Annotated in this window: 10 protein-coding genes; 3 read left to right on the forward strand and 7 right to left on the reverse strand. The window is 69.4% G+C overall.

Annotated elements, in window-relative coordinates; genetic code table 11:
* Positions 1-128: 128 nt before the first annotated feature.
* From AB0J64_RS42320 to AB0J64_RS42350, 7 genes are all read right to left on the reverse strand, one after another.
* Entirely contained in the window at positions 129-3,134 is a 3,006-nt protein-coding gene (locus AB0J64_RS42320; RefSeq protein ID WP_364040866.1) for a glycoside hydrolase family 2 TIM barrel-domain containing protein, read from the reverse strand.
* A 528-nt stretch (positions 3,135-3,662) separates the two neighbouring features.
* Entirely contained in the window at positions 3,663-4,670 is a 1,008-nt protein-coding gene (locus AB0J64_RS42325; protein ID WP_364040869.1) for a sugar phosphate isomerase/epimerase family protein, read from the reverse strand.
* Positions 4,667-5,839 carry a Gfo/Idh/MocA family oxidoreductase gene (locus tag AB0J64_RS42330; protein ID WP_364040872.1) on the reverse strand — a complete coding sequence of 391 codons (1,173 nt, stop codon included), beginning with the start codon at positions 5,837-5,839 and terminating at the stop codon, positions 4,667-4,669. Before AB0J64_RS42330 ends, AB0J64_RS42325 begins: the two co-directional genes overlap by 4 nt.
* The gene (locus AB0J64_RS42335) at positions 5,836-6,897 is read right to left on the reverse strand and encodes an ABC transporter substrate-binding protein (protein WP_364040875.1); all 1,062 of its coding nucleotides are present in this window, start codon (positions 6,895-6,897) and stop codon (positions 5,836-5,838) included. The genes AB0J64_RS42330 and AB0J64_RS42335 overlap by 4 nt, the downstream gene beginning before the upstream one ends.
* 48 nt (positions 6,898-6,945) lie before the next feature.
* The gene (locus tag AB0J64_RS42340) at positions 6,946-7,953 is read right to left on the reverse strand and encodes an ABC transporter permease (RefSeq protein WP_364040878.1); all 1,008 of its coding nucleotides are present in this window, start codon (positions 7,951-7,953) and stop codon (positions 6,946-6,948) included.
* Positions 7,946-9,493, reverse strand: coding sequence for a sugar ABC transporter ATP-binding protein (locus AB0J64_RS42345; protein WP_364040881.1), 1,548 nt, complete (start codon positions 9,491-9,493; stop codon positions 7,946-7,948). Before AB0J64_RS42345 ends, AB0J64_RS42340 begins: the two co-directional genes overlap by 8 nt.
* A gap of 384 nt (positions 9,494-9,877) precedes the next feature.
* Complete coding sequence (locus AB0J64_RS42350) at positions 9,878-11,200, reverse strand: ROK family transcriptional regulator (protein WP_364040884.1); 1,323 nt, start codon at positions 11,198-11,200, stop codon at positions 9,878-9,880.
* Between the two features lie 243 nt (positions 11,201-11,443).
* On the opposite strand from AB0J64_RS42350, the gene AB0J64_RS42355 reads away from it, so the two are divergent.
* The 3 genes from AB0J64_RS42355 to AB0J64_RS42365 all read left to right on the forward strand — a co-directional run bounded on the left by AB0J64_RS42355 (position 11,444) and on the right by AB0J64_RS42365 (position 18,838).
* Positions 11,444-12,718 carry an ROK family transcriptional regulator gene (locus tag AB0J64_RS42355; protein WP_364040887.1) on the forward strand — a complete coding sequence of 425 codons (1,275 nt, stop codon included), beginning with the start codon at positions 11,444-11,446 and terminating at the stop codon, positions 12,716-12,718.
* Between the two features lie 211 nt (positions 12,719-12,929).
* Complete coding sequence (locus AB0J64_RS42360; RefSeq protein WP_364040890.1) at positions 12,930-18,131, forward strand: ThuA domain-containing protein; 5,202 nt, start codon at positions 12,930-12,932, stop codon at positions 18,129-18,131.
* A 71-nt stretch (positions 18,132-18,202) separates the two neighbouring features.
* Complete coding sequence (locus AB0J64_RS42365; protein ID WP_364040893.1) at positions 18,203-18,838, forward strand: hypothetical protein; 636 nt, start codon at positions 18,203-18,205, stop codon at positions 18,836-18,838.
* The last annotated feature ends 156 nt before the right edge of the window (positions 18,839-18,994 follow it).

An 18,994-nucleotide genomic window follows, 5' to 3' on the forward strand; every position in this document is an offset into this window, starting at 1 on the left:
ATCGAAGTTGAGTCAATAAGGAGTCTTCGTGATCGAAGCATTGCCACGCCCTCAGGAGTTCGCCGTCGAGGGCGCACAGCTTGCAGCGGACCACCGCCCCGCGCAGGCGCGGGGCGGTGGCTCTTCGTTCAGGACGTCGTCGACAGGATGAAGGCGAAGTCTGCGGCCCTGACGTCGAGCCGGTACTGGGGAAGGACGCCAGGACCGACCGCCCCGGATCCGACGCCGTGTACGACATGGTCGGTGTACAGGTAGATCAGCGGCTCGGGGACCAGGTCGGTCTGGTGCCGGGCCGCCGCGAGGTGCCGGTCGCTCCAGCGCCGGGCGGCAAGGCTGAACGCAGGCTCGCCCTCGATGCGGATTCCCGCGCCCGCCGGGTCGGTGATCTCGGCCCACCGCACGTCAGCGCGAGTGCCGTTGTCCTGCGGGCGGACGTACGGGGTCTGCAGGTCGTCGACCGTGGCGTGGAAGCGGCCGATCCGCGCCGCCTGCCGCGAGTCGGGGTACGCTTCGCCGGGTCCCGCGCCGAACCACTGGATCTGCGACCATTCCTGGGGAAGCTGCCAGACGAGGCCGATTCGCGCCACGGAGGGGGCCTTGTCCCGGCGCAGGAGCTCCGTGCGCTCCTCGTCCGGCAGGTCGGGGTCCACCATCGCCTCGGCGAAGACATCCGCCCGTTCGGGCCAGTGGCCGAACGGCTCGGTGTGCACCCGCACCCGCAGGCGCTGCCCGTCGGTGTCCCAGCGGTACGTGCTGAGGTAGCCGCAGTCGGAGTTGGCAGCCGAGCTGCGCACCACGACGGCCAGGCCCGTATCGCCCGGATCGACGGACACGGTGCGGTGGCGCAGCCGGTCCAGGCCGCGCCCCTTCCAGTAGCGGGCGTCGCCCTGCGCCCATGCGGCGTCGTTGTCCGTGGGCGCGCGCCACAGTGCCAGCTGCGGGCCGTCACAACGGTGGTCGCCGAGGATGACCAGCGTCCCCGTACGCCGGTCGAAACGGGCCGGGCCGAGGACGATGTGCTCGCCGGCCGTCTCGGCGGGTACCCGCCTATCGGTCAGGGCAGCGCGGGCACCGGTCCCGGCAGGCGGAATCTGGCCCCATGCCACCACATGGCCCTCGGGCGCCCACGCGGTGGGGTTCGCCAGCTCAGCCTGCACGGTCAACCATCGTTCGCCTTCCTCGTACGCCTCGGGGATGGGGATCTCAATGCGCTCCCCGGCGGCGACGTGCGGCAACGCGAGCGGCCCGCCGGCGATCGGGATCCCTTCCCGGGAAAGCGACCAGGTGAACCGCAGGTGGGACAGGTCCAGGAAGGCGTAGCGGTTGCGGACCGAGATGTGTCCGGGGCTGCCCGGCTCGATGACGACGGGCTCGTTGACCTTCTGGTACTCCAGCATGCCCGGTGACGGCGTCCGGTCCGGGAACATGAGGCCGTCGCAGATGAAGTTCCCGTCATGCAGGTCCTCCCCGAAGTCGCCGCCGTAAGCGAAGAACTCACGGCCAAGGGCGTCGGTGGAGCGCAGGCCCTGGTCCATCCACTCCCACACGAACCCGCCTTGGACGCGCGGGTGCTGTTCGCACAGCCGCATGTATTCCGCCAGGCCACCGGGGCCGTTGCCCATCGCGTGCGCGAACTCGGTGTAGACGAAGGGCTTGCTGTTGCGGGGTTCGTCCGCCGGGTCGCCCGCGCCGTCGCGGGGCGGATAGAACATCTCCCCTGGCCGTAGCCGTCCCTGACCGATGCGGCGGACGACGGCCGGGGTGCGGTACATCTCGCCGTAGATGTCGACGTAGCGGGCCAGCCGGTCGCCTTCGTAGTGGACCGGCCGGGACGGGTCTCGCTGGTGGATCCACGCGGCCATCGCCGCGAGGTTCTGCCCGTCGCCCGCCTCGTTGCCGAGCGACCAGGCGATGACGCTGGGGTGGTTCTTGTCGCGTTCCACGGTTCGCTGGATGCGATCGAGATAGGCGTCACGCCACTGCGGATCGTCCGAGGGGTTCCGCTGCCAGGGCTCGGGACGCGTCTGTTCGAAGCCGTGGGTCTCCAGGTCGCATTCCAGCATGACCCAGAGGCCGAGCTCGTCGCAGAGGTCCAGGAAGGCGGGGTGGGGCGGGTAGTGCGAGGTGCGGACGGCGTTGATGTTGTGCTGCTTCATCAGTTCCACGTCGCGGCGCATGAGCTCCAAGCTCATCACGCGCCCGCGATCGGGGTCGAACTCGTGCCGGTTGACGCCGCGCAGCACCACTCGCCGTCCGTTCACGGTCAGCACGCCGGAGTCGTTGATGGCGACGGTGCGGAAGCCGAATCGTACGCGCACCTGTTCGGCCGGGGTGGCGAGGACGGCCTCGTACAGAAACGGTTCCTCCGCGCTCCACGGCCGCACCTGGTCGAACGTCAAGGTCTCCCCGGCGGAGGCGGCACTCACCCCGAGCAGAGGGATGCTGACCTGAACGGATGCCCCCGCTTCCACCTCGAATCGGACCTGCCCGCCGCCGCTCGAGGCGTCATAGTCGGCGTGCACGAACACGTCCCGGATCCCGCCGACGGGCCGGGCCAGCAGTGCGACGTCGCGGAAGATGCCGGACAACCGCCAGGTGTCCTGGTCCTCCAGGTAGGTGCCCGAGGAGTACTGGTGAACCCTGGCCGTCAGGACGTTACATCCGGGACGCAGCGCCTCGGATGCATCGAACTCCACCGGCAGGCGGCTGCCCCGGCTCACACCCAGTTCCAGCCCGTTGAGCCAGACCCGCGCGCACGAGTCCACGCCCTCGAAGCGCATCACGGCAGGGATTCCCTCCCACGACCCGGGCAGGTCGAAGACCCGGCGGTAGTCACCGGTCTGGTTCTCGTCCGGAACGAACGGGGGATCCAGCGGAATCGGGTAAGGGATGTTCAGGTATGCGGGCTTGCCGTACCCATGGAGCTGCCAGTGCGAGGGAACGGGGAGCCGATCCCATTCCTTGTCGTCGTAGGTGGGCAGCTCGAAGCCGTCCGGCTCGTCGAGGCCCGTCTGAGAGAAACGGAACGCCCAGTCACCGTTCAGGTCGAGCCGCGGGGCGTCTGAAACGAGAACGGCGCGCGGTGCCAGCCCGCCGTAGCCAGGTGAGAAGTCTTCGAAGTAGCGAGGAGGCATGCTTCTCCCGAGCGCAGTGCGAAAGTTTCTCGCGAAACCGTACTATCGAACGTGTCTTGCGGAAAGGCGTGCTGCACCTGCGATAACAGCCATATCCCGGCTGCACGAGCCGACCGTCTACGCTCGCCTGCGTCGGCCCCCTGGGTGAAAAGCCGGCTTGTCGGTGGAGACGGACTTCGGCCGGCAGGCTCGCGACCCGAAAGTTTTGGGCGGCCTTGCTCACTAGTTTCCTTGAGTAGGACCCCGCGGATGAGCAAGGGTGAACGTGACGGGCAACCGATCGGGCGAGCCGGTGGCCGGCTCGATCCCCACCGTGTCGAAAGTGCTCAACGGACGCTCTGGCGTCTCGACCTGCAAGCGCTCGGCGTCTACCAGGCCGCTCGCGAGCTGGGGTTGTCCATCCCCCGGGCCCTGAGCGACGATCCGCGAGAGCGCAGCACCGCCGAGGAGCTGAGCCGTTTCGGTGGAGTCTCGGCGGTGCGACGCCGGGGCGGCGGCCACCTGCGGCCGCCGCCCCGGCGTGATGTGTCACTCAGAGGAGAAGGCGGCGTCGAACGCCGCGGCCGGTGGGGTGATGGCATTGAGGGAACGGATGTAGGCAAGGGATTCCGGCGCGCCGTGCAGCCGGTCCATGCCCGCGTCCTCCCACTCGATGGAGATGGGGCCGTCGTAGCCGATGTGGTTGAGCGCGCGGAAGCACGCCTCCCACGGCACGTCGCCCCGGCCGGTGGACACGAAGTCCCAGCCTCGCCGGGGGTCGGCCCAGGCCAGGTGGGAGGACAGGCGGCCGCGCCGGCCGTCGCGGGTGGCCACCCGGGCATCCTTGCAGTCCACGTGGTAGATCCGGTCGGCGAAGTCGAGGATGAAGTTCGCCGGGTCCAGGTCCTGCCACACCATGTGCGAGGGGTCCCAGTTCAGCCCGAAGGCAGGCCGGTGCCCGATGGCCTCCAGCGTCCGGACCGTGGTGTGGTAGTCGTAGGCGATCTCGCTCGGGTGCACCTCATGGGCGAAGCGCACCCCGACTTCGTCGAAGACGTCGAGGATCGGGTTCCACCGGTCGGCGAAGTCGGCGTAGCCCGCCTCGATCATCGATGGGGGCACCGGCGGGAACATCGCCAGCGTGTGCCAGATCGACGAGCCGGTGAAGCCGACGACGGTCGTGACGCCGAGCGCGGCCGCCGCGCGGGCGGTGTTCTTGATCTCTTCGGCGGCGCGCCGCCGTACGCCTTCGGGTTCGCCATCACCCCAGATGCGGGCGGGAACGATGCCCTTGTGGCGCTCGTCGATGGGGTGGTCGCAGACTGCCTGGCCGACCAGGTGGTTGGAGATCGTCCACACCCCGAGGTTGTACTTGGCCAGGGTCTCCTTCTTGCGTTCGATGTAGGAGTCGTCCGCGAGAGCCTTGTCGACCTCGAAGTGGTCGCCCCAGCAGGCGATCTCCAGGCCGTCGTAGCCCCACTCCGACGCCAGCCGGCAGACCTCCTCGAACGGCAGATCCGCCCACTGCCCCGTGAACAACGTGACCGGCCTCGTCATGAACCCTCCACAGTGATGAAGCGGCTGTCCTCAGCCGCGCTCTGCTCGACGGCCGCCAGCACCCGCTGCACCCGCAGGCCGTCCTCGAAGGACGGCGTGGGGTCGGTGCCGGCGGCGATCGCCTCCAGGAAGTCCTTCGTCTCATGGACGAAGGCGTGCTCGTACCCGAGGCCGTGACCCGGCGGCCACCACGCCCCTGCGTACGGGTGGTCCGGCTCGGTGACCAGCACCCGCCGGAATCCGTGCTCTGCGCTGTCGATGGTGTGGTCGTGGAACCACAGGTCGTTCATCGACTCGAAGTCGTAGGCCAGGCTGCCGAGGGCGCCGTTGATCTCGATGCGCAGCGCGTTCTTGCGCCCGGTCGCGAAGCGGGTGGCCTCGAAGGAGGCCAGCCCGCCGCCGCTGAGCCGGCCGATGAACAGCGCCGCGTCGTCCACGGTGACCGCGCCCCTCCCGGTTCCGCCGCCGGCCGAGAGCCCGGCCGAACTGGCCGCCAAAGGACGCTCCTTGACGAAGGTCTCGGTCAGCGCCGCCACCCCGGTCAGCCACTCGCCGGTGATGAACTCGGCGACGTCGATGATGTGGGCGCCGATGTCGCCGAGGGCTCCGGAGCCGGCCTTGTCCTTCTGGAGCCGCCAGACCAGGGGGAATTCCGGGTCGACGATCCAGTCCTGCAGATACTGCGCCCGTACGTGCCGGATCTCGCCGAGCATGCCCTCTTCGACGAACCGCCTGGCCAGCGCGACGGCGGGCACGCGGCGGTAGTTGAAGGAGACCATGCTGCGCACGCCGCGCGCCGCCGCCTCCTTCGCCGCCACGGCCATGGCCTCGGCCTCGGCCACGGTGTTGGCGAGCGGCTTCTCGCAGATCACGTGCTTGCCTGCCGCCAGCGCCGCGACGGCGATCTCGGCGTGCGAGTCGCCGGGCGTGCAGATGTCGACGATCTGCACGTCGTCGCGGTCGAGCAGGCGCTTCCAGTCGGTCTCCGCGCCGGCCCACCCCAGCTTCTCGGCGGCCTGCGCGGTCGCCTCGGCGGATCTGCCGGCCACCGCCACCATCGAGGGCCTGAACGGCAGGTCGAAGAACGCGTCCACGCTGCGCCACGCCTGGGAGTGGGTACGGCCCATGAACGCGTAGCCGACCATGCCGATCCCGATGACGGGCCTCATGACTCGAACCCGAGAGGCAGGTACTGGGCGGCGTTCTCCTTGGTGATGGTCTCAGAAGCCAGTGTGATCGACTGCGGCACCTGCTGCTCCAGCAGGTCGCTCATGCCCTTGCCCTGGGCGATCAGCCGGGCGATCTTGATCGCCGAGGCGGCCATGGTGGGGGGATAGGTGACGGTGGCCTTCAGCACGCCGCTGTCGGCCTGGATGTCACGCATCGCGTTGGCCGAGCCCGCCCCGCCGACCATGAAGAACTCGTTGCGACCGGCCTCCTTGATCGCCGCCAGCACGCCGATGCCCTGGTCGTCGTCGTGGTTCCAGATCGCGTCGATCTTCTTGTGCGCCTGGAGCAGGTTGGCGGCCACCTGCGTTCCGGACTCCACCGTGAACTTGGCGTCCTGTTGGGCGGTCACCTTGAAGCCGTACGTCTTCAGCGCGTCGGCGAAGCCCTTGCTGCGGTCCTGGGTCAGCGGCAGCGTGGCGATGCCCTGGATCTCCAGGATGACCGGGTTGGAGATGCCCTTGTCCTTCAGCGTCTTGCCGATGTGGTGTCCGGCGGCCACACCCATGCCGTAGTTGTCCCCTCCGATCCAGGCCCGGTACGACAGCTTGTCCGGGAAGACGCGGTCCACGTTGACCACAGGGATGCCCGCGTCCATGGCCTGCCGGGCGACCTGGTTGAGCTGCTGGCCGTCGTTCGGCAGGATCACCAGCACGTTGACCTTGGCCTGGATCAGCGACTCCACCGCCGAGATCTGCTGGTTGATGTCGTTGGTCGGCTCGACCGGCTTGAATTCGACGTCGGTGTACTGCTTGGCCGCGTCCGCCGCGTTCTTGCTGATGGCGGCGATCCAGCCGTGGTCGGCGGCCGGGGCCGAGAAGCCGATGACGACCTTCTCGCCAGGGGCGTCGTTGCCTTCCTTGGCCGCGGGAGCGGCGGCGGGCGCGCTCGCCTGCTGGGTGGCGACCGGCTCGTTGCTGGTGCAGGCGCTGATGAGGGCGCCCGCGCCGAGGGCGGCGCCGCTGAAGAGGAAGCCGCGCCGGGCGACGTTCTTATCCATGTCTTCTCTCCTTGCTGAAGCCGGAGGGCTTGCGATCCGGCCCTGGTGTCAGGTGTGTGTTCTGAGGCTTCGCCGCTGCAGCAGCACGGCGGCGACGATGATCGCGCCCTTGGCGATGAGCTGGTCGGCGGTGTTCAGGCCGTTCAGGATGAACAGGTTGGTGATCACAGTGAAGATCAGCAGACCGAGGATCGATCCGATGATCGTGCCCCGGCCGCCGCTCAGCAGCGTCCCGCCGATGATCACTGCGGCGATCGCGTCCAGCTCGTACAGGTCGCCGTGTGTGGACGAACCGGTCGTGGTCCTGGCCATGATCAGCACCGCGGCGATCCCGCAGCACAACCCCGACAGTGCGTACAACAGCAGCGTGTGCTTGCGCACGTCGATGCCGGCCAGGCGGGCGGCCTCGGGGTTGCCGCCCACCGCGTAAGTGCGCCGGCCGAACGTCGTGCGGTTGAGCACCAGCCAGCCGAGCAGCACCACCAGCGCGAACACGTACACCAGCAGCGGCAGCCCGAGCACCCGTGTGGTCGACAGGCTCACGATCATCGAGTTGTCCTGCTGCACGAGCTGTGTGCGCTGGTTGGACATCCGCTGCGCCAGACCGCGTGCGGCCACCATCATCGCCAGCGTCGCGATGAACGGCACCATCCGGCCGTAGGAGATCAAGATGCCGTTCAGCACTCCCGCGCCGGTGCCCACCAGCACCGCACACACGATCATCACGACCGGCCCGTAGGACTGGGTCGCCAGCGTGGTCGCCCACACCGACGCCAACGCCATCAGCGCGCCCACCGACAGATCGATGCCACCACCGATGATCACGAACGTCATGCCAACAGTGATCACCCCGATGGTCGAGGCCAGCGCCAGGATGCTCACCACGTTGGAGGAGGTGGCGAAGTTCTCCGGCTTCGTCACCAATCCCACGATCGCCAGCAGTACCAACGCCGCGACCAGCCCCAGATGCCGGACCTCACCCAGCCGGCCGAACTGCCCGCCCGGTCCCGCTTTCCATCGCGGACCTGTCGGCGCGGCCTGATCAACCTCAGTCATGCGATGCTCCTTCGGTGGGGGGATTCGCCGCATCGGATCCGGGCCTCTGGCCTGCGGAGACCATCACCAGGTCGAGCACCCGGTGCTCGTCCAGGTCCTCGGCGGGCGCCTCATGGACGATCCGGCCCTCGCGGATGACCAGCACCCGGTCGGCCAGGCCCAGCACCTCGGGCACCTCGCTGGACACCAGCAGCACGCCGATGCCGTCGCCGGCGAGCTTGCGCACCAGCGCGTACAGCTCGGCCCGGGCGCCGACGTCCACACCCCGTGTGGGCTCGTCCAGCAGCAGCAGCTTGCGGTCCTCGGCCAGCCAGCGTCCCAGCACCGCCTTCTGCTGGTTGCCGCCCGACAAGGTCCTGATCGGGCGGCGCGGATCGGGCGGGCGGATGTCCAGCGCCTGTGACAGCCGTTCTGCCTCGGCGAACTCGGCCCGGCGGTCGAGCCAGCCCAGCCACCGCGGCCTGGTGTAGCGGCTCAGGCTCGCGAGCGTGATGTTCTGCGCGACGGGGTGGTCCAGCAGCAACGCCTGCGCCTTGCGCTCCTCGGGGGCCAGGCCCATGCCCATCCGCACCGCGCGGGTCGTGCTGCCCGGCCGCACCGTCCGCCCGTCGAGCACGACCCGGCCGCGGGCCCGCCGCGCGCCGTAGATCGCCTCGATGATCTCGCTGCGACCGGAGCCGACCAGGCCGGCCAGGCCGACGATCTCCCCGGCCCTGATGCTGAACGACACGTCCGCGAACCGGCCGGGCAGCGTCAGGTTCTCCACCCGCAGCACCTCGCGCCGCCCCTCATGGACTCCCCTGCCCGTCCGGGGCGGGAAGACGTACTCGACGTTGCGCCCGGTCATCAGCGCCACGATCTTCGAGGTCGGGGTGTCCTTGGCTGCCAGCCCCACCGCGACCGTGCGGCCGTCCTTCAGCACGGTGACCCGGTCGCCGATCTCGCGGATCTCCTCCAGCCGGTGGGAGATGTAGACCACCGCCACGCCCTGGGAGGTGAGGTCACGGATCACCCGGAACAGGTTGCCGACCTCGTCGTGGTCCAGCGCGGCCGACGGCTCGTCCATGATGATCAGCCGGGCCGAGTGCGACAGCGCCCTGGCCATGCTGACGATCTGCTTGTGCGCCGGCGACAGCGAGCCCACCTCGATGCGGGGGCGGATCTCGCCGTGCCCCAGCCGCTCGAGCAGCTTGGCCGCCGCCCGGTCGCCCTCGGCCCGGCGGGAGAAGCCGAAGGTCGCCGGCTCGTGGCCGAGGAAGATGTTCTCCGTCACGCTCAATCCGGCCACCAGGTCGAGCTCCTGGTAGATGGTGGCGATCCCGTGGCCCATCGCCGCGGTCGGAGGCGCCAGCCGTACGGGCGAGCCGTCGAGCAGCACCTCGCCCTCGTCGGGTTCGTGGGCACCGGACAGGATCTTGATGAGCGTGGACTTCCCGGCGCCGTTCTGGCCGAGCAGGCAGTGCACCTCTCCGGCTCTGACCTCGAGGTTCACACCGTCCAAGGCGCGCACGCCCGGGAACTGCTTGACGATTCCTCGCATCACGAGCAGCGATGACGAGTCGGATGGCGACCGCGGCACAAGGGCCTCCCTCGATTACGGCGTGGGTGCCCGCCTGATGGCCCCGCCCGCCTGACGGCGCCGGTTGGCACCGCCGCGACGGCACCGAGGTCGGCGTCAACGGTGCCGGTGCGGCTCCGGATGACCGATCAGGCGGGCGGGACGTTCTGGGTGGGACAGGGCACGGGGAAAAGGGGTACGGGGGTTCCCGTCCGCCTGACCGCATGCCTCATGGCCGCGGCACGCGGGATGGGCGGGATATGCCGAGGCGGTGCGGAACAGGACGGTCAGGCGGACGGGAGGTTCAGGTAGCGGGCGGTAGATCGGGACCGCGTGGCGGACACGCGGGTCGGCTGACTGTGGCGATCAGGCCATCGGGGGTCCCTCGACAACCCCGATGGTTGGAGACGTTCGGATCGAGATGCTTGTGGGGTCGGACAGTGCTCGTTCGGCGACGACTCCGGCCGCTCCGCGTGAGGCGGCGCCGAAGCCGAGGTCGGAGGCGACGAACCGGCAGCGCTCGACGGCGTCGCTCATGCCCACGCGTGCCAACGTCTGGTGCGCCGCGGGGATGAGCAGGTCTGCGAGTCGCGCGAAGTACCCGCCCAGCACGATCACCCGTGGGTTGAAGAGGTTGACCAGCATGGCCGCCCCGGTTCCGAGCCACCGGCCCACCTCCGCGGCGGCGGCGTCGACGCGGGGATCTCCTTCGGCCCGCCGCTGCTCGATCTCGGCCAGCCGCTCTTCCGGGTCGCGGACGACCTGCGGGCCGGTACCGTACGCGCGGTCAGGTGTGGCCATGCGGACCAGCGCGGCCAGCCCGACTTTGGTCTCCCAGCAGCCGACCCGGCCGCAGCGGCACGACTCGCCGGAGGGATCGATCATGACGTGGCCGACCTCCCCCGCGAATCCGTCCGCTCCGCCCAGCAGCCGGCCGCCGGCGATGACGCCGCCGCCGATGCCCACCTCGCCTGTGAGGTAGACCAGGTCGGAGGTGCCCGCCGCGACGCCCGAGGTGTACTCGGCGAGGGCGGCGAGGTTGGCGTCGTTCTCCACCGCGACGGGGATGTCCGCGGCGATGTTCGCGCGGGACAGCCGCTCCGCGACCGCCACCCCGCGCCAGCCGAGGTTCGGGGCGACGACGACGGTGCCGGTGGTGGTGTCGATCAGGCCGGGGACGGCCACGATGATCCCGGCCGGCATGATCCCGAGCCGGTCGAGGTCGGCGACGGTCCTCTCGGCCATGCGGGCCAGCTCGTCCAGCGAGCGTTCCGGGCCGGAGCCCATGGCGTCGAAGCCGATGCGCCGGTCGATGATCACCCTGCCGGCCAGGTCGGTGGCGATCGCGGCGATGTAGTCGACGTTGACTTCCATGCCGAGGGCGCCGACCCGGGAGCCGTCCAGGGTGAGCGCGACACCCGGGCGGCCGACGGAGCCGGCGTGCTGCGGCCCCATCTCCTTGACCAGTCCGCGCGCCTGCAACTCGCTGACCAGGCTGGTGACGGTCGCCTTGTTCAGCCCGGTCGCGGCTGCGACGGCCGATCTGGTGCACGGGCCGCACGCGCTGACGTGACGCAGCACGAGAGCGAGGTTGGAACGGCGCACGGTGGCCTGGTCCGCGGGAGCTCCCGCGGACCCGCCGCGACTCATCGAGTCGGTCGCGTGGCCGTCGGCCCGGATGTGGTCCACGCCCCCTCCTCGATTAGTTCAGATGGCTAGCCGAATTAAAGGCACGACTTCCTGCGGGCACAAGTATTAAATCGTTCGTAACTTGCATAACGTTCCGATAACTGAAGCGAGAAACGGGGCTGAAGTGCACGGAGATGAGCGATGCCAACTCGTTACGAATGTGAGGGGTGCGTGCTCCGACATCGCCGTGTTACAACCCTGATTAATTGATCGCGGAGACAAACAAACGGGCAGGTGGTGCGGGTGGCGTACAGACCGTCCCGCTCCCGCGCCCCGGGCGGCGCCGCGCCGACGGGTCCCGCCACGCTGCGCCGGGCGAATCTCTCGCTGGTGCTGCGCGAGTTGCGCGACCACACATCCCTGTCCCGTGCCGAGATCGCGCAGGCGACCGGGCTGCACCGGGCCACCGTCTCCAACCTCATGGCCGAGCTCCTGGAACGGCGGCTGGTGCGGGAGGTCGGCGTCGAGCACGTGGGAGCGATCGGCCGTCCCAGACGGGCGGTGGCACTGCACGGCGCGCACGTCGGCGCCCTGGGCATGGAGATCAACGTCGACTACATCGCGGTCCACGGCACCGATCTCAGCGGCCGGAGCCTGGTCGAGCGCCGGCTGGTTCACGACGCGATGGGCAGCGACCCGGACAGCGCCGTGCGCCGGCTCGGGCTCGTGGCCAAGGAAGCCGTGGAGGCGATGCGGCGGGCCGGAGCTGTCCCCTCCGGCATCGTGGTGGCCGTCCCGGGACTCGTGGACGTGACCCGCGGCGTCGTGACACTCGCGCCGAACCTCCACTGGCGCAACCTGCCTCTGGCCGAGCAGCTGAGCTCCATACTCGGCCGGCGGAGAGTGCCGGTGCGGGTGGACAACGACGCGAACCTCGCCGCCCTGGCCGAATACACCTCCGGCGTCGCCGCCGGCACGCCTCACCTGGTCTATCTCACCGGAGAGGTGGGCGTGGGCGGCGGCATCATCTCAGGCGGCGAACTTCTGCGCGGAGCGGACGGATTCTCTGGCGAGGTCGGACATCTGCGGGTCGACCCCAACGGCGACCGATGCGGCTGTGGCCGCATCGGCTGCTGGGAGACCAAGGTCGGCCTGGCCGCGCTCGTACGCGCGGCCATGCCCGAACAGGCGTACGGGCTGCCCGGCATGCCGGTGCCCGACCCCGACGAACGGGTGGCCGAGATCGCCAGAGGGCTGGCCTCGGGCGACCGGCGGATGATGACGGCGGTGGCGCAGGTAGGCGAGTGGCTCGGGCTCGGCGGCTCGATCCTGGCCAACCTGTTCAACCCGCGAGTGATCGTCATTGGCGGCTACTTCGCCTCCCTGGCCGAGTGGCTGCTGCCGCACGCGCAAGATCAGCTGCGCCGACTCGTGGTGGCCGATCCCGCCGCCCAGTGCCGATTCGTCGCCTCCACACTCGGCTTCGGCGCCGCCTCCCGGGGCGCCGCGAGCATGGTGGTCAACCACATCATCGACGATCCGACGATCTTGGATTCACTGCCCAGGCCGGCACCTTAGCGACGGCCCCACAGACCTGGAGACGGCACCCTCCAGCAACCGCAACATCCGCTACCACCAAGTGGCAACAAGCGCGGCGGCGCGCGCCTTGCCTGACGTCCCCCGGTCAGGAAGGGTTTCCATGTCACCACGTCCTCGAATATGGGGCAGGCTGCTCAACGCGGTCCTGCCAGAAAGCGGACGACGCCCGAGACGTCGAACCGCTGCCACGATGGCCTTAGCCCTCGTCGCCCCTTTCCTCACGCTCCTCGCGGCGCCGGTGAGCGCCAAGGCCGCCACGGCCGCGGAGCCCGCTTTCAAAGTGCTCGTCTTCTCCAAGACGACCGGCTTCCGGCACGACTCGATCCCCGAGGGCATCGCGGCCGTGCAGAAGCTCGGCCAGGAGAACAACTTCGCGGTCGACACGACCGAGGACAGCGCCCTGTTCACGGACCAGAACCTGGCGCGGTACCAGGCCGTGGTCTTCATGTCCACGACCGGTGACCCGCTGGGCACGCAGGAGCAGAAGGACGCCTTTCAGCGCTACATCCAGGGCGGCGGCGGCTTCGTGGGCGTCCACGCCGCCGCCGACAGCGGGTACAACTGGGCCTGGTACGGCAAGCTGGTCGGGGCGTACTTCAAGCAGCACCCGGCGATCCAGCAGGCCACGGTCAAGGTCGAGGACCCAGCGCACCCGGCGACCAAGGACCTGCCGACGACCTGGACCCGTACCGACGAATGGTACGACTACCAGGCGAACCCGCGGAGCACGGTCCACGTGCTGACGTCGATGGACGAGAAGTCCTACACCGGCGCCACGATGGGCGCCGACCACCCGAACACGTGGTGTCAGGACTTCGACGGCGGCCGTTCGTGGTACACCGGGCTCGGCCATCTCAAGGAGAACTACAGCGAGCCCAACTTCCTGAAGCTGCTTCTCGGCGGCATCCAGACCGCCGCCGGCGCGGTCAAGGCCGACTGCTCGGCCTCGCAGAGCAGCAGCTTCGAGAAGGTCACGCTCGACGACAACACGTCGAACCCGATGATGCTGGACGTCGCCAAGGACGGCCGGGTCTTCTACATCGACCGGCTCGGCGAGGTGAAGATCATCAAGCCGGCCGGCGGCACGGTGACGGCGGCGAAGCTTAACGTCTTCACCGCCAACGAGAGCGGCCTGCTCGGGCTGACGCTCGATCCCGGCTTCGACTCCAACCACTGGGTTTATCTCTACTACTCGCCTACCGGGACGAACGTCGACCGGCTGAGCAGGTTCACCGTCACCGGTGACACCGTGGACCTGACGAGCGAGAAGAAGATCCTCGACGTACCGGTGCAGCGGGCCGAATGCTGCCACCACGGCGGCGGCATGGTGATGGACCCCAAGACCGGCAATCTGTGGCTGGGCACGGGCGACAACACCAACCCGTTCGCCTCCGACGGCTACGCGCCGCTCGACGAACAGTCCGGCCGCGCCAACTGGGACTCCCAGCGCACCGCGGGCAACACCAACAGCCTGAGCGGCAAGCTGCTGCGGATCCACCCCGAGGCCGACGGCACCTACACCATCCCGTCCGGCAACCTGTTCGCGCCCGGCACGGCGAAGACCAAGCCGGAGATCTACGGCATGGGCCTGCGCAACCCGTTCCGCATGGGTCTCGACCCGAAGACGGGCAACATCATGCTCGGTGAGTACGGTCCCGACGCCAACGCGGCGAGTTCCACCCGGGGTCCGCAGAACACGGTCGAGTGGAACCTCATCACGAAGCCGGGCAATTTCGGCTGGCCGTACTGCATCGGCAACAACACCCCGTACGTCGACTACAACTTCGCCACCAAGCAGTCGGGGTCGCCGTTCAACTGTGCCGCGCCGGTCAACGACTCGCCGAACAACGACGGCCTGACCAGCCTGCCGCCGGTGATCCCGGCGACGATCTGGTACCACTACGCGGCCGATCCGCAGAACTTCCCGGAGCTGAGCGGTGGCGCGCCGATGGGCGGCCCGGTCTACCGCTCCGACCCGAACCTGCAGTCGGACGTGAAGTGGCCGGCGTACTGGGACGGCAAGGCCATTTTCGGTGAGTGGAACAACGACAAGGTGTGGTCGTTCCAGCTCGACGAGAACGGTAGCAAGGTCGTCGAGATGAACCCGATCCTCGGCTCCCTGTCGTTCAAGAAGCCGATGGACATGAAGTTCGGCCCCGACGGCGCGCTGTACATGATCGAGTGGGGCTCCGGCTTCGGCGGCGACAACGCCGACTCCGGCATCTACCGCATTGAGTACACCAAGGGCACCCGCCCGCCGATCGCCCGTGCCACGGCGGACAAGACCGACGGGCCCCTGCCGCTGACGGTCAAGTTCTCCAGCGAGGGCAGCCGGGACCCGGAGGGCAAGACGCTCACCTACGCCTGGGACCTCGACGGTGACGGTGACACCGACTCCACCGACCCCAACCCCACCTTCACCTACGAGAAGGGGGGCGACTACAGCGTGGTCCTGACCGTCAAGACCCCCGACGGCAAGACCGCCACCGCCAGCGTGTCGATCAGCGCGGGCAACACCCGTCCCACCGTCAAGGTGGACGTTCCGCCGAACGGCGCCTTCTTCGAGTTCGGCGACCAGGTGAAGTTCAAGGTCACCGTCACCGACGCCGAGGACGGCACGATCGACTGCGAGAAGGTCAAGATCCAGGCGATCCTCGGCCACGACAGCCACGGCCACCCGCTCGACCAGCTCAAGGGCTGTGAGGGCACCCTGCAGACCCAGCAGGCGGGCCACGGCGAGTACGACAACCTCTTCTACGCCATCGAGGCCAGCTACACCGACGGCGGCGCCAATGGCGCCGGACCGCTGACCGGGCGGGGCCAGATCATCCTGGAGCCCAAGCGCAAGCAGGCCGAGCACTTCGCGCGGACCGGCCGGGTGGCCGGCGGCAAGGGGACCGACGCCGCGGGCGTCCAGGCGGAGGCCACGACCGACACCCAGGGCGGCAACCAGCACATCGCGTTCGTCCAGGACGGCGACTGGTGGTCGTTCGACCCGGTGAACCTGTCGAACGTCACCGCGATCCGGTTCCGGGCCTCCTCGGGCGGAACCGGCGGAACCGTGCAGGTCCGGGCGGGCAACCCCGAGACCGGCGCCCTGGTCGGCTCGGTCGACGTGCCGCCCACCGGCGGCTGGCAGACCTTCACCGACGTCACACTCGACCTGACCAGCCCACCGACCGAGAGCGGACCGCTGTACTTCGTCGTGCGCAAGCCGGCGAGCGCGGCCGACGACGCCTACCTGGCCAACTTCAACTGGGTCGACTTCGTCGGCAAGGGAGCCACGGACAACGAGCATCCGGCCGTGACCGCGACGGCGACCCCGGCGACGGGCGTCGCCCCGCTGAAGGTCGACTTCAAGGCGACGGCCACCGACCCCGAAGGCGACCCGGTCACCTACAAGTGGAACTTCGGGGTGACCGGCGCGCCGGAGCCCACCACGGCCGAGGCGAGCTACACCTACACCGCGCCGGGCAGCTACACGGCCACGGTGACCGTGACCGACGACAAGGGCGCGTCGGCCACCGCCCGGGTCCCGGTCAAGGTGGACGCGGCGGCCACGGTCTGCTTCACCGGCCGTTCCGACGACTTCCTGGGCAGCGGGCTCGACCGTGACCGCTGGTCGGTCATCCGGGAGAACCAGGACCTCAAGGTCGCGGACGGCAAGCTCGTGATCCCGACCTCGACCACCGACATCTACAGCACGGGCGGCAACACGCCGAACATCGTCGTGCAGCCGGCGCCGGCGGGTGCGTGGACCGCCACCGCCAAGCTCACGCTGGACGCGCGTGACGCGTACCAGCAGGCGGGCCTGCTCATCTACGGCGACGACGACAACTACGCCAAGATGGTGCTCGAGGCGCGGTCGACCTCGGGTTCCGACCACGCCAGCCGTATCTTCCAGTTCATCCGGGAGGAGAACGGCAGCCCGAACGAGGTGTCGCAGAGCAACTCGGCCAACCTCGGGGACTCCTACCCCGACACGGTGTACGTGCGGTTCGTCAGCGACGGCACCAACATCACCGCCCACTACTCCTCGGACGGCACCACGTTCACCGCGATGCCGCAGACCAAGCCGCTCGCCGGGATCGCCAACCCCAAGATCGGCCTGATCTCGCTGGCCGGGGCCAACCATCCGGTGGTGGACGCGTCCTTCGACTGGTTCCACATCACGCCGGACGACAAGGCGACGGCGCCGGACCCGGACGACGAGTTCGACGGCACCGCGCTCGACGCCTGCCGCTGGAACGCGGTCGTGCGCCCCGACGCCACGGCGGCGCGCGTCGGCAACGGCCGGCTGGAGCTCGACACCACGACCGGTGACATCTACGGGACCGGCAACAGCGGCCCGAAGAACTTCATCCTGCAGCCGGCGCCGAGCGGCGACTGGACGCTGGAGACCAAGCTGGACGCCTCGGCGCTCAACGAGCAGTACCAGCAGGGCGGCCTGATGGTGTACACCGGCGACGACGACTACGTGAAGCTCGACTTCCTCACCACCAACTCCGCAGGCTCGACGGTGGCGCGAAGCATCGAACTGCGCAGCGAGGTCGGCGGCACCGTGCAGAACCCGCAGCCGCAGGTGAACAACCTCACCAGCGGCGTGTGGTGGCTGCGGCTGAGGAAGGCGGGCACCACCTACACCGGCTCCTACTCCTCCGACGGCCAGACCTGGACGGATCTCTCCGCGACGGTGGAGAACGCCGCGGTGGCCACCGGTGCGAAGGTCGGCGTGTACACCATCGGCACCAGCCAGTCGGCGTCGAAGACGGTCACGTTCGACCACTTCCACCTGGTCAAGGCAGGCTCGCACGAGGACAGGACCGCGCCCGTGACGACGGCGACGACCGATCCGGAGCAACCGGCCGGCGGTACGTTCACCGGTCCGGTGTCGGTCACGCTGAAGGCCACTGACGAGGACGGCGGCAGCGGGGTCGGCAAGACCGAGTACCAGCTCGACGGCGGCGACTGGACCGCCTACACCGGACCGGTCACTGTGACCGGTGACGGGCAGCACGAGCTGAAGTACCGCTCGGCCGACAAGGCCGGCAACGTCGAAGAGGCCAGGACGCTGACGCTGAGGATCTCGGCACCCGCGCCGCAGGTCAAGCTGACGGTCTCCGCCTCGTCCCGCTGCATCGGCACCTCGGCGTACGTGGCGGTCACGGCCGTCAACGGCTCGGACGCGCCGGCGACGGTGAGCCTGACCACCCCATTCGGTTCGAAGACCGTGGCCGACGTGGCCCCGAGCAAGCAGGCGTACCAATCCTTCAACAGCCGGGCCGGGCAGATCGACGCGGGCACGGTGACCGTGAAGGGGACCGCGACGATCGGCGGCAAGCAGGTCACCTCGTCGTACGACGCCGCCTACCCGGCGATCAGTTGCCGCTGACCGCCGGCAGCAGAACCGGGGCCGGCCGGCCGAGCAGCCGGCCGGCCGCACCCCCTCAATGGAGCGAACACATGAAAATGAACAGGACCACCCAGATACTCGCCGCGGCGATGCTCGGTGTCGCGCTCGCCGGCGTCGGCATGGCCGGTCCCGCGGTGGCGGACGACGACCCCGACAACGGCATCGAGGTGTCGGTGACGATCGAGCCGAAAACCACTCCCGGTCAGGTGTCCATGACCGTCGCCGACAACGGCGGAGTGGCCCTGCAGGAGAACGGCTCCAACGCCGCCGCCCGCCAGTTCGTCGGCTCCCTGCCGACTGTCACGGTGACCGACACCCGCCGGCCCGAGGACATCCCCGCCGGTGACTTCTGGGCGGTCGTCGGCCAGGCCGGCGAGTTCACCGCGACGAGCGGTTCGGCGCCGCCCATCGGCCCGCAGTACCTGGGCTGGCGGCCGCGCCTGCTGAGCGACTCCTCCTCCGGGGCGGTGGCGGCCGGTGAGCCCGTCTCCAGCGTCATCTCCGACGGCTCGGGAGCGCCCACCGTCGGCCTGCAGGGGCAGGAGCTGCTGGTGTCGACGGCGAACTCCGCCGACGAGATCGGCACCTGGCAGGTCAACGCCGACCTCGCGCTGCGCACTCCCGCCGACGTCGCCGCCGGCGATTACCACTCGACTCTGACGCTTTCCCTGTTCAACCAGTCCTGAACCGGAGGCAGGACGCCATCGCCCGCTGCGGGCGTGGCGGGGCGGGGGGCGCCCCGGCCCGGGGCCGGGGCCCCACCCACAGAAAAGGGAAACCCAAAGATTACAAAAAACCATAACCGTGGCCCCCGCCCCCCCCCCCCCCCCCAACCCCCCGAG

The organism is Nonomuraea sp. NPDC049695, from assembly GCF_040674955.1.
Classification (GTDB): Bacteria; Actinomycetota; Actinomycetes; order Streptosporangiales; family Streptosporangiaceae; genus Nonomuraea; species Nonomuraea helvata.

Excerpts from the sequence above, each read along its gene's own strand:
- AB0J64_RS42320 (WP_364040866.1), bottom strand. The coding sequence starts at position 3,134 with ATGCCTCCTCGCTACTTCGAAGACTTCTCACCTGGCTACGGCGGGCTG.
- AB0J64_RS42325 (WP_364040869.1), bottom strand. The coding sequence starts at position 4,670 with ATGACGAGGCCGGTCACGTTGTTCACGGGGCAGTGGGCGGATCTGCCG.
- AB0J64_RS42330 (WP_364040872.1), bottom strand. The coding sequence starts at position 5,839 with ATGAGGCCCGTCATCGGGATCGGCATGGTCGGCTACGCGTTCATGGGC.
- AB0J64_RS42335 (WP_364040875.1), bottom strand. The coding sequence starts at position 6,897 with ATGGATAAGAACGTCGCCCGGCGCGGCTTCCTCTTCAGCGGCGCCGCC.
- AB0J64_RS42340 (WP_364040878.1), bottom strand. The coding sequence starts at position 7,953 with ATGACTGAGGTTGATCAGGCCGCGCCGACAGGTCCGCGATGGAAAGCG.
- AB0J64_RS42345 (WP_364040881.1), bottom strand. The coding sequence starts at position 9,493 with ATGCGAGGAATCGTCAAGCAGTTCCCGGGCGTGCGCGCCTTGGACGGT.
- AB0J64_RS42360 (WP_364040890.1), top strand. The coding sequence starts at position 12,930 with ATGGCCTTAGCCCTCGTCGCCCCTTTCCTCACGCTCCTCGCGGCGCCG.
- AB0J64_RS42365 (WP_364040893.1), top strand. The coding sequence starts at position 18,203 with ATGAAAATGAACAGGACCACCCAGATACTCGCCGCGGCGATGCTCGGT.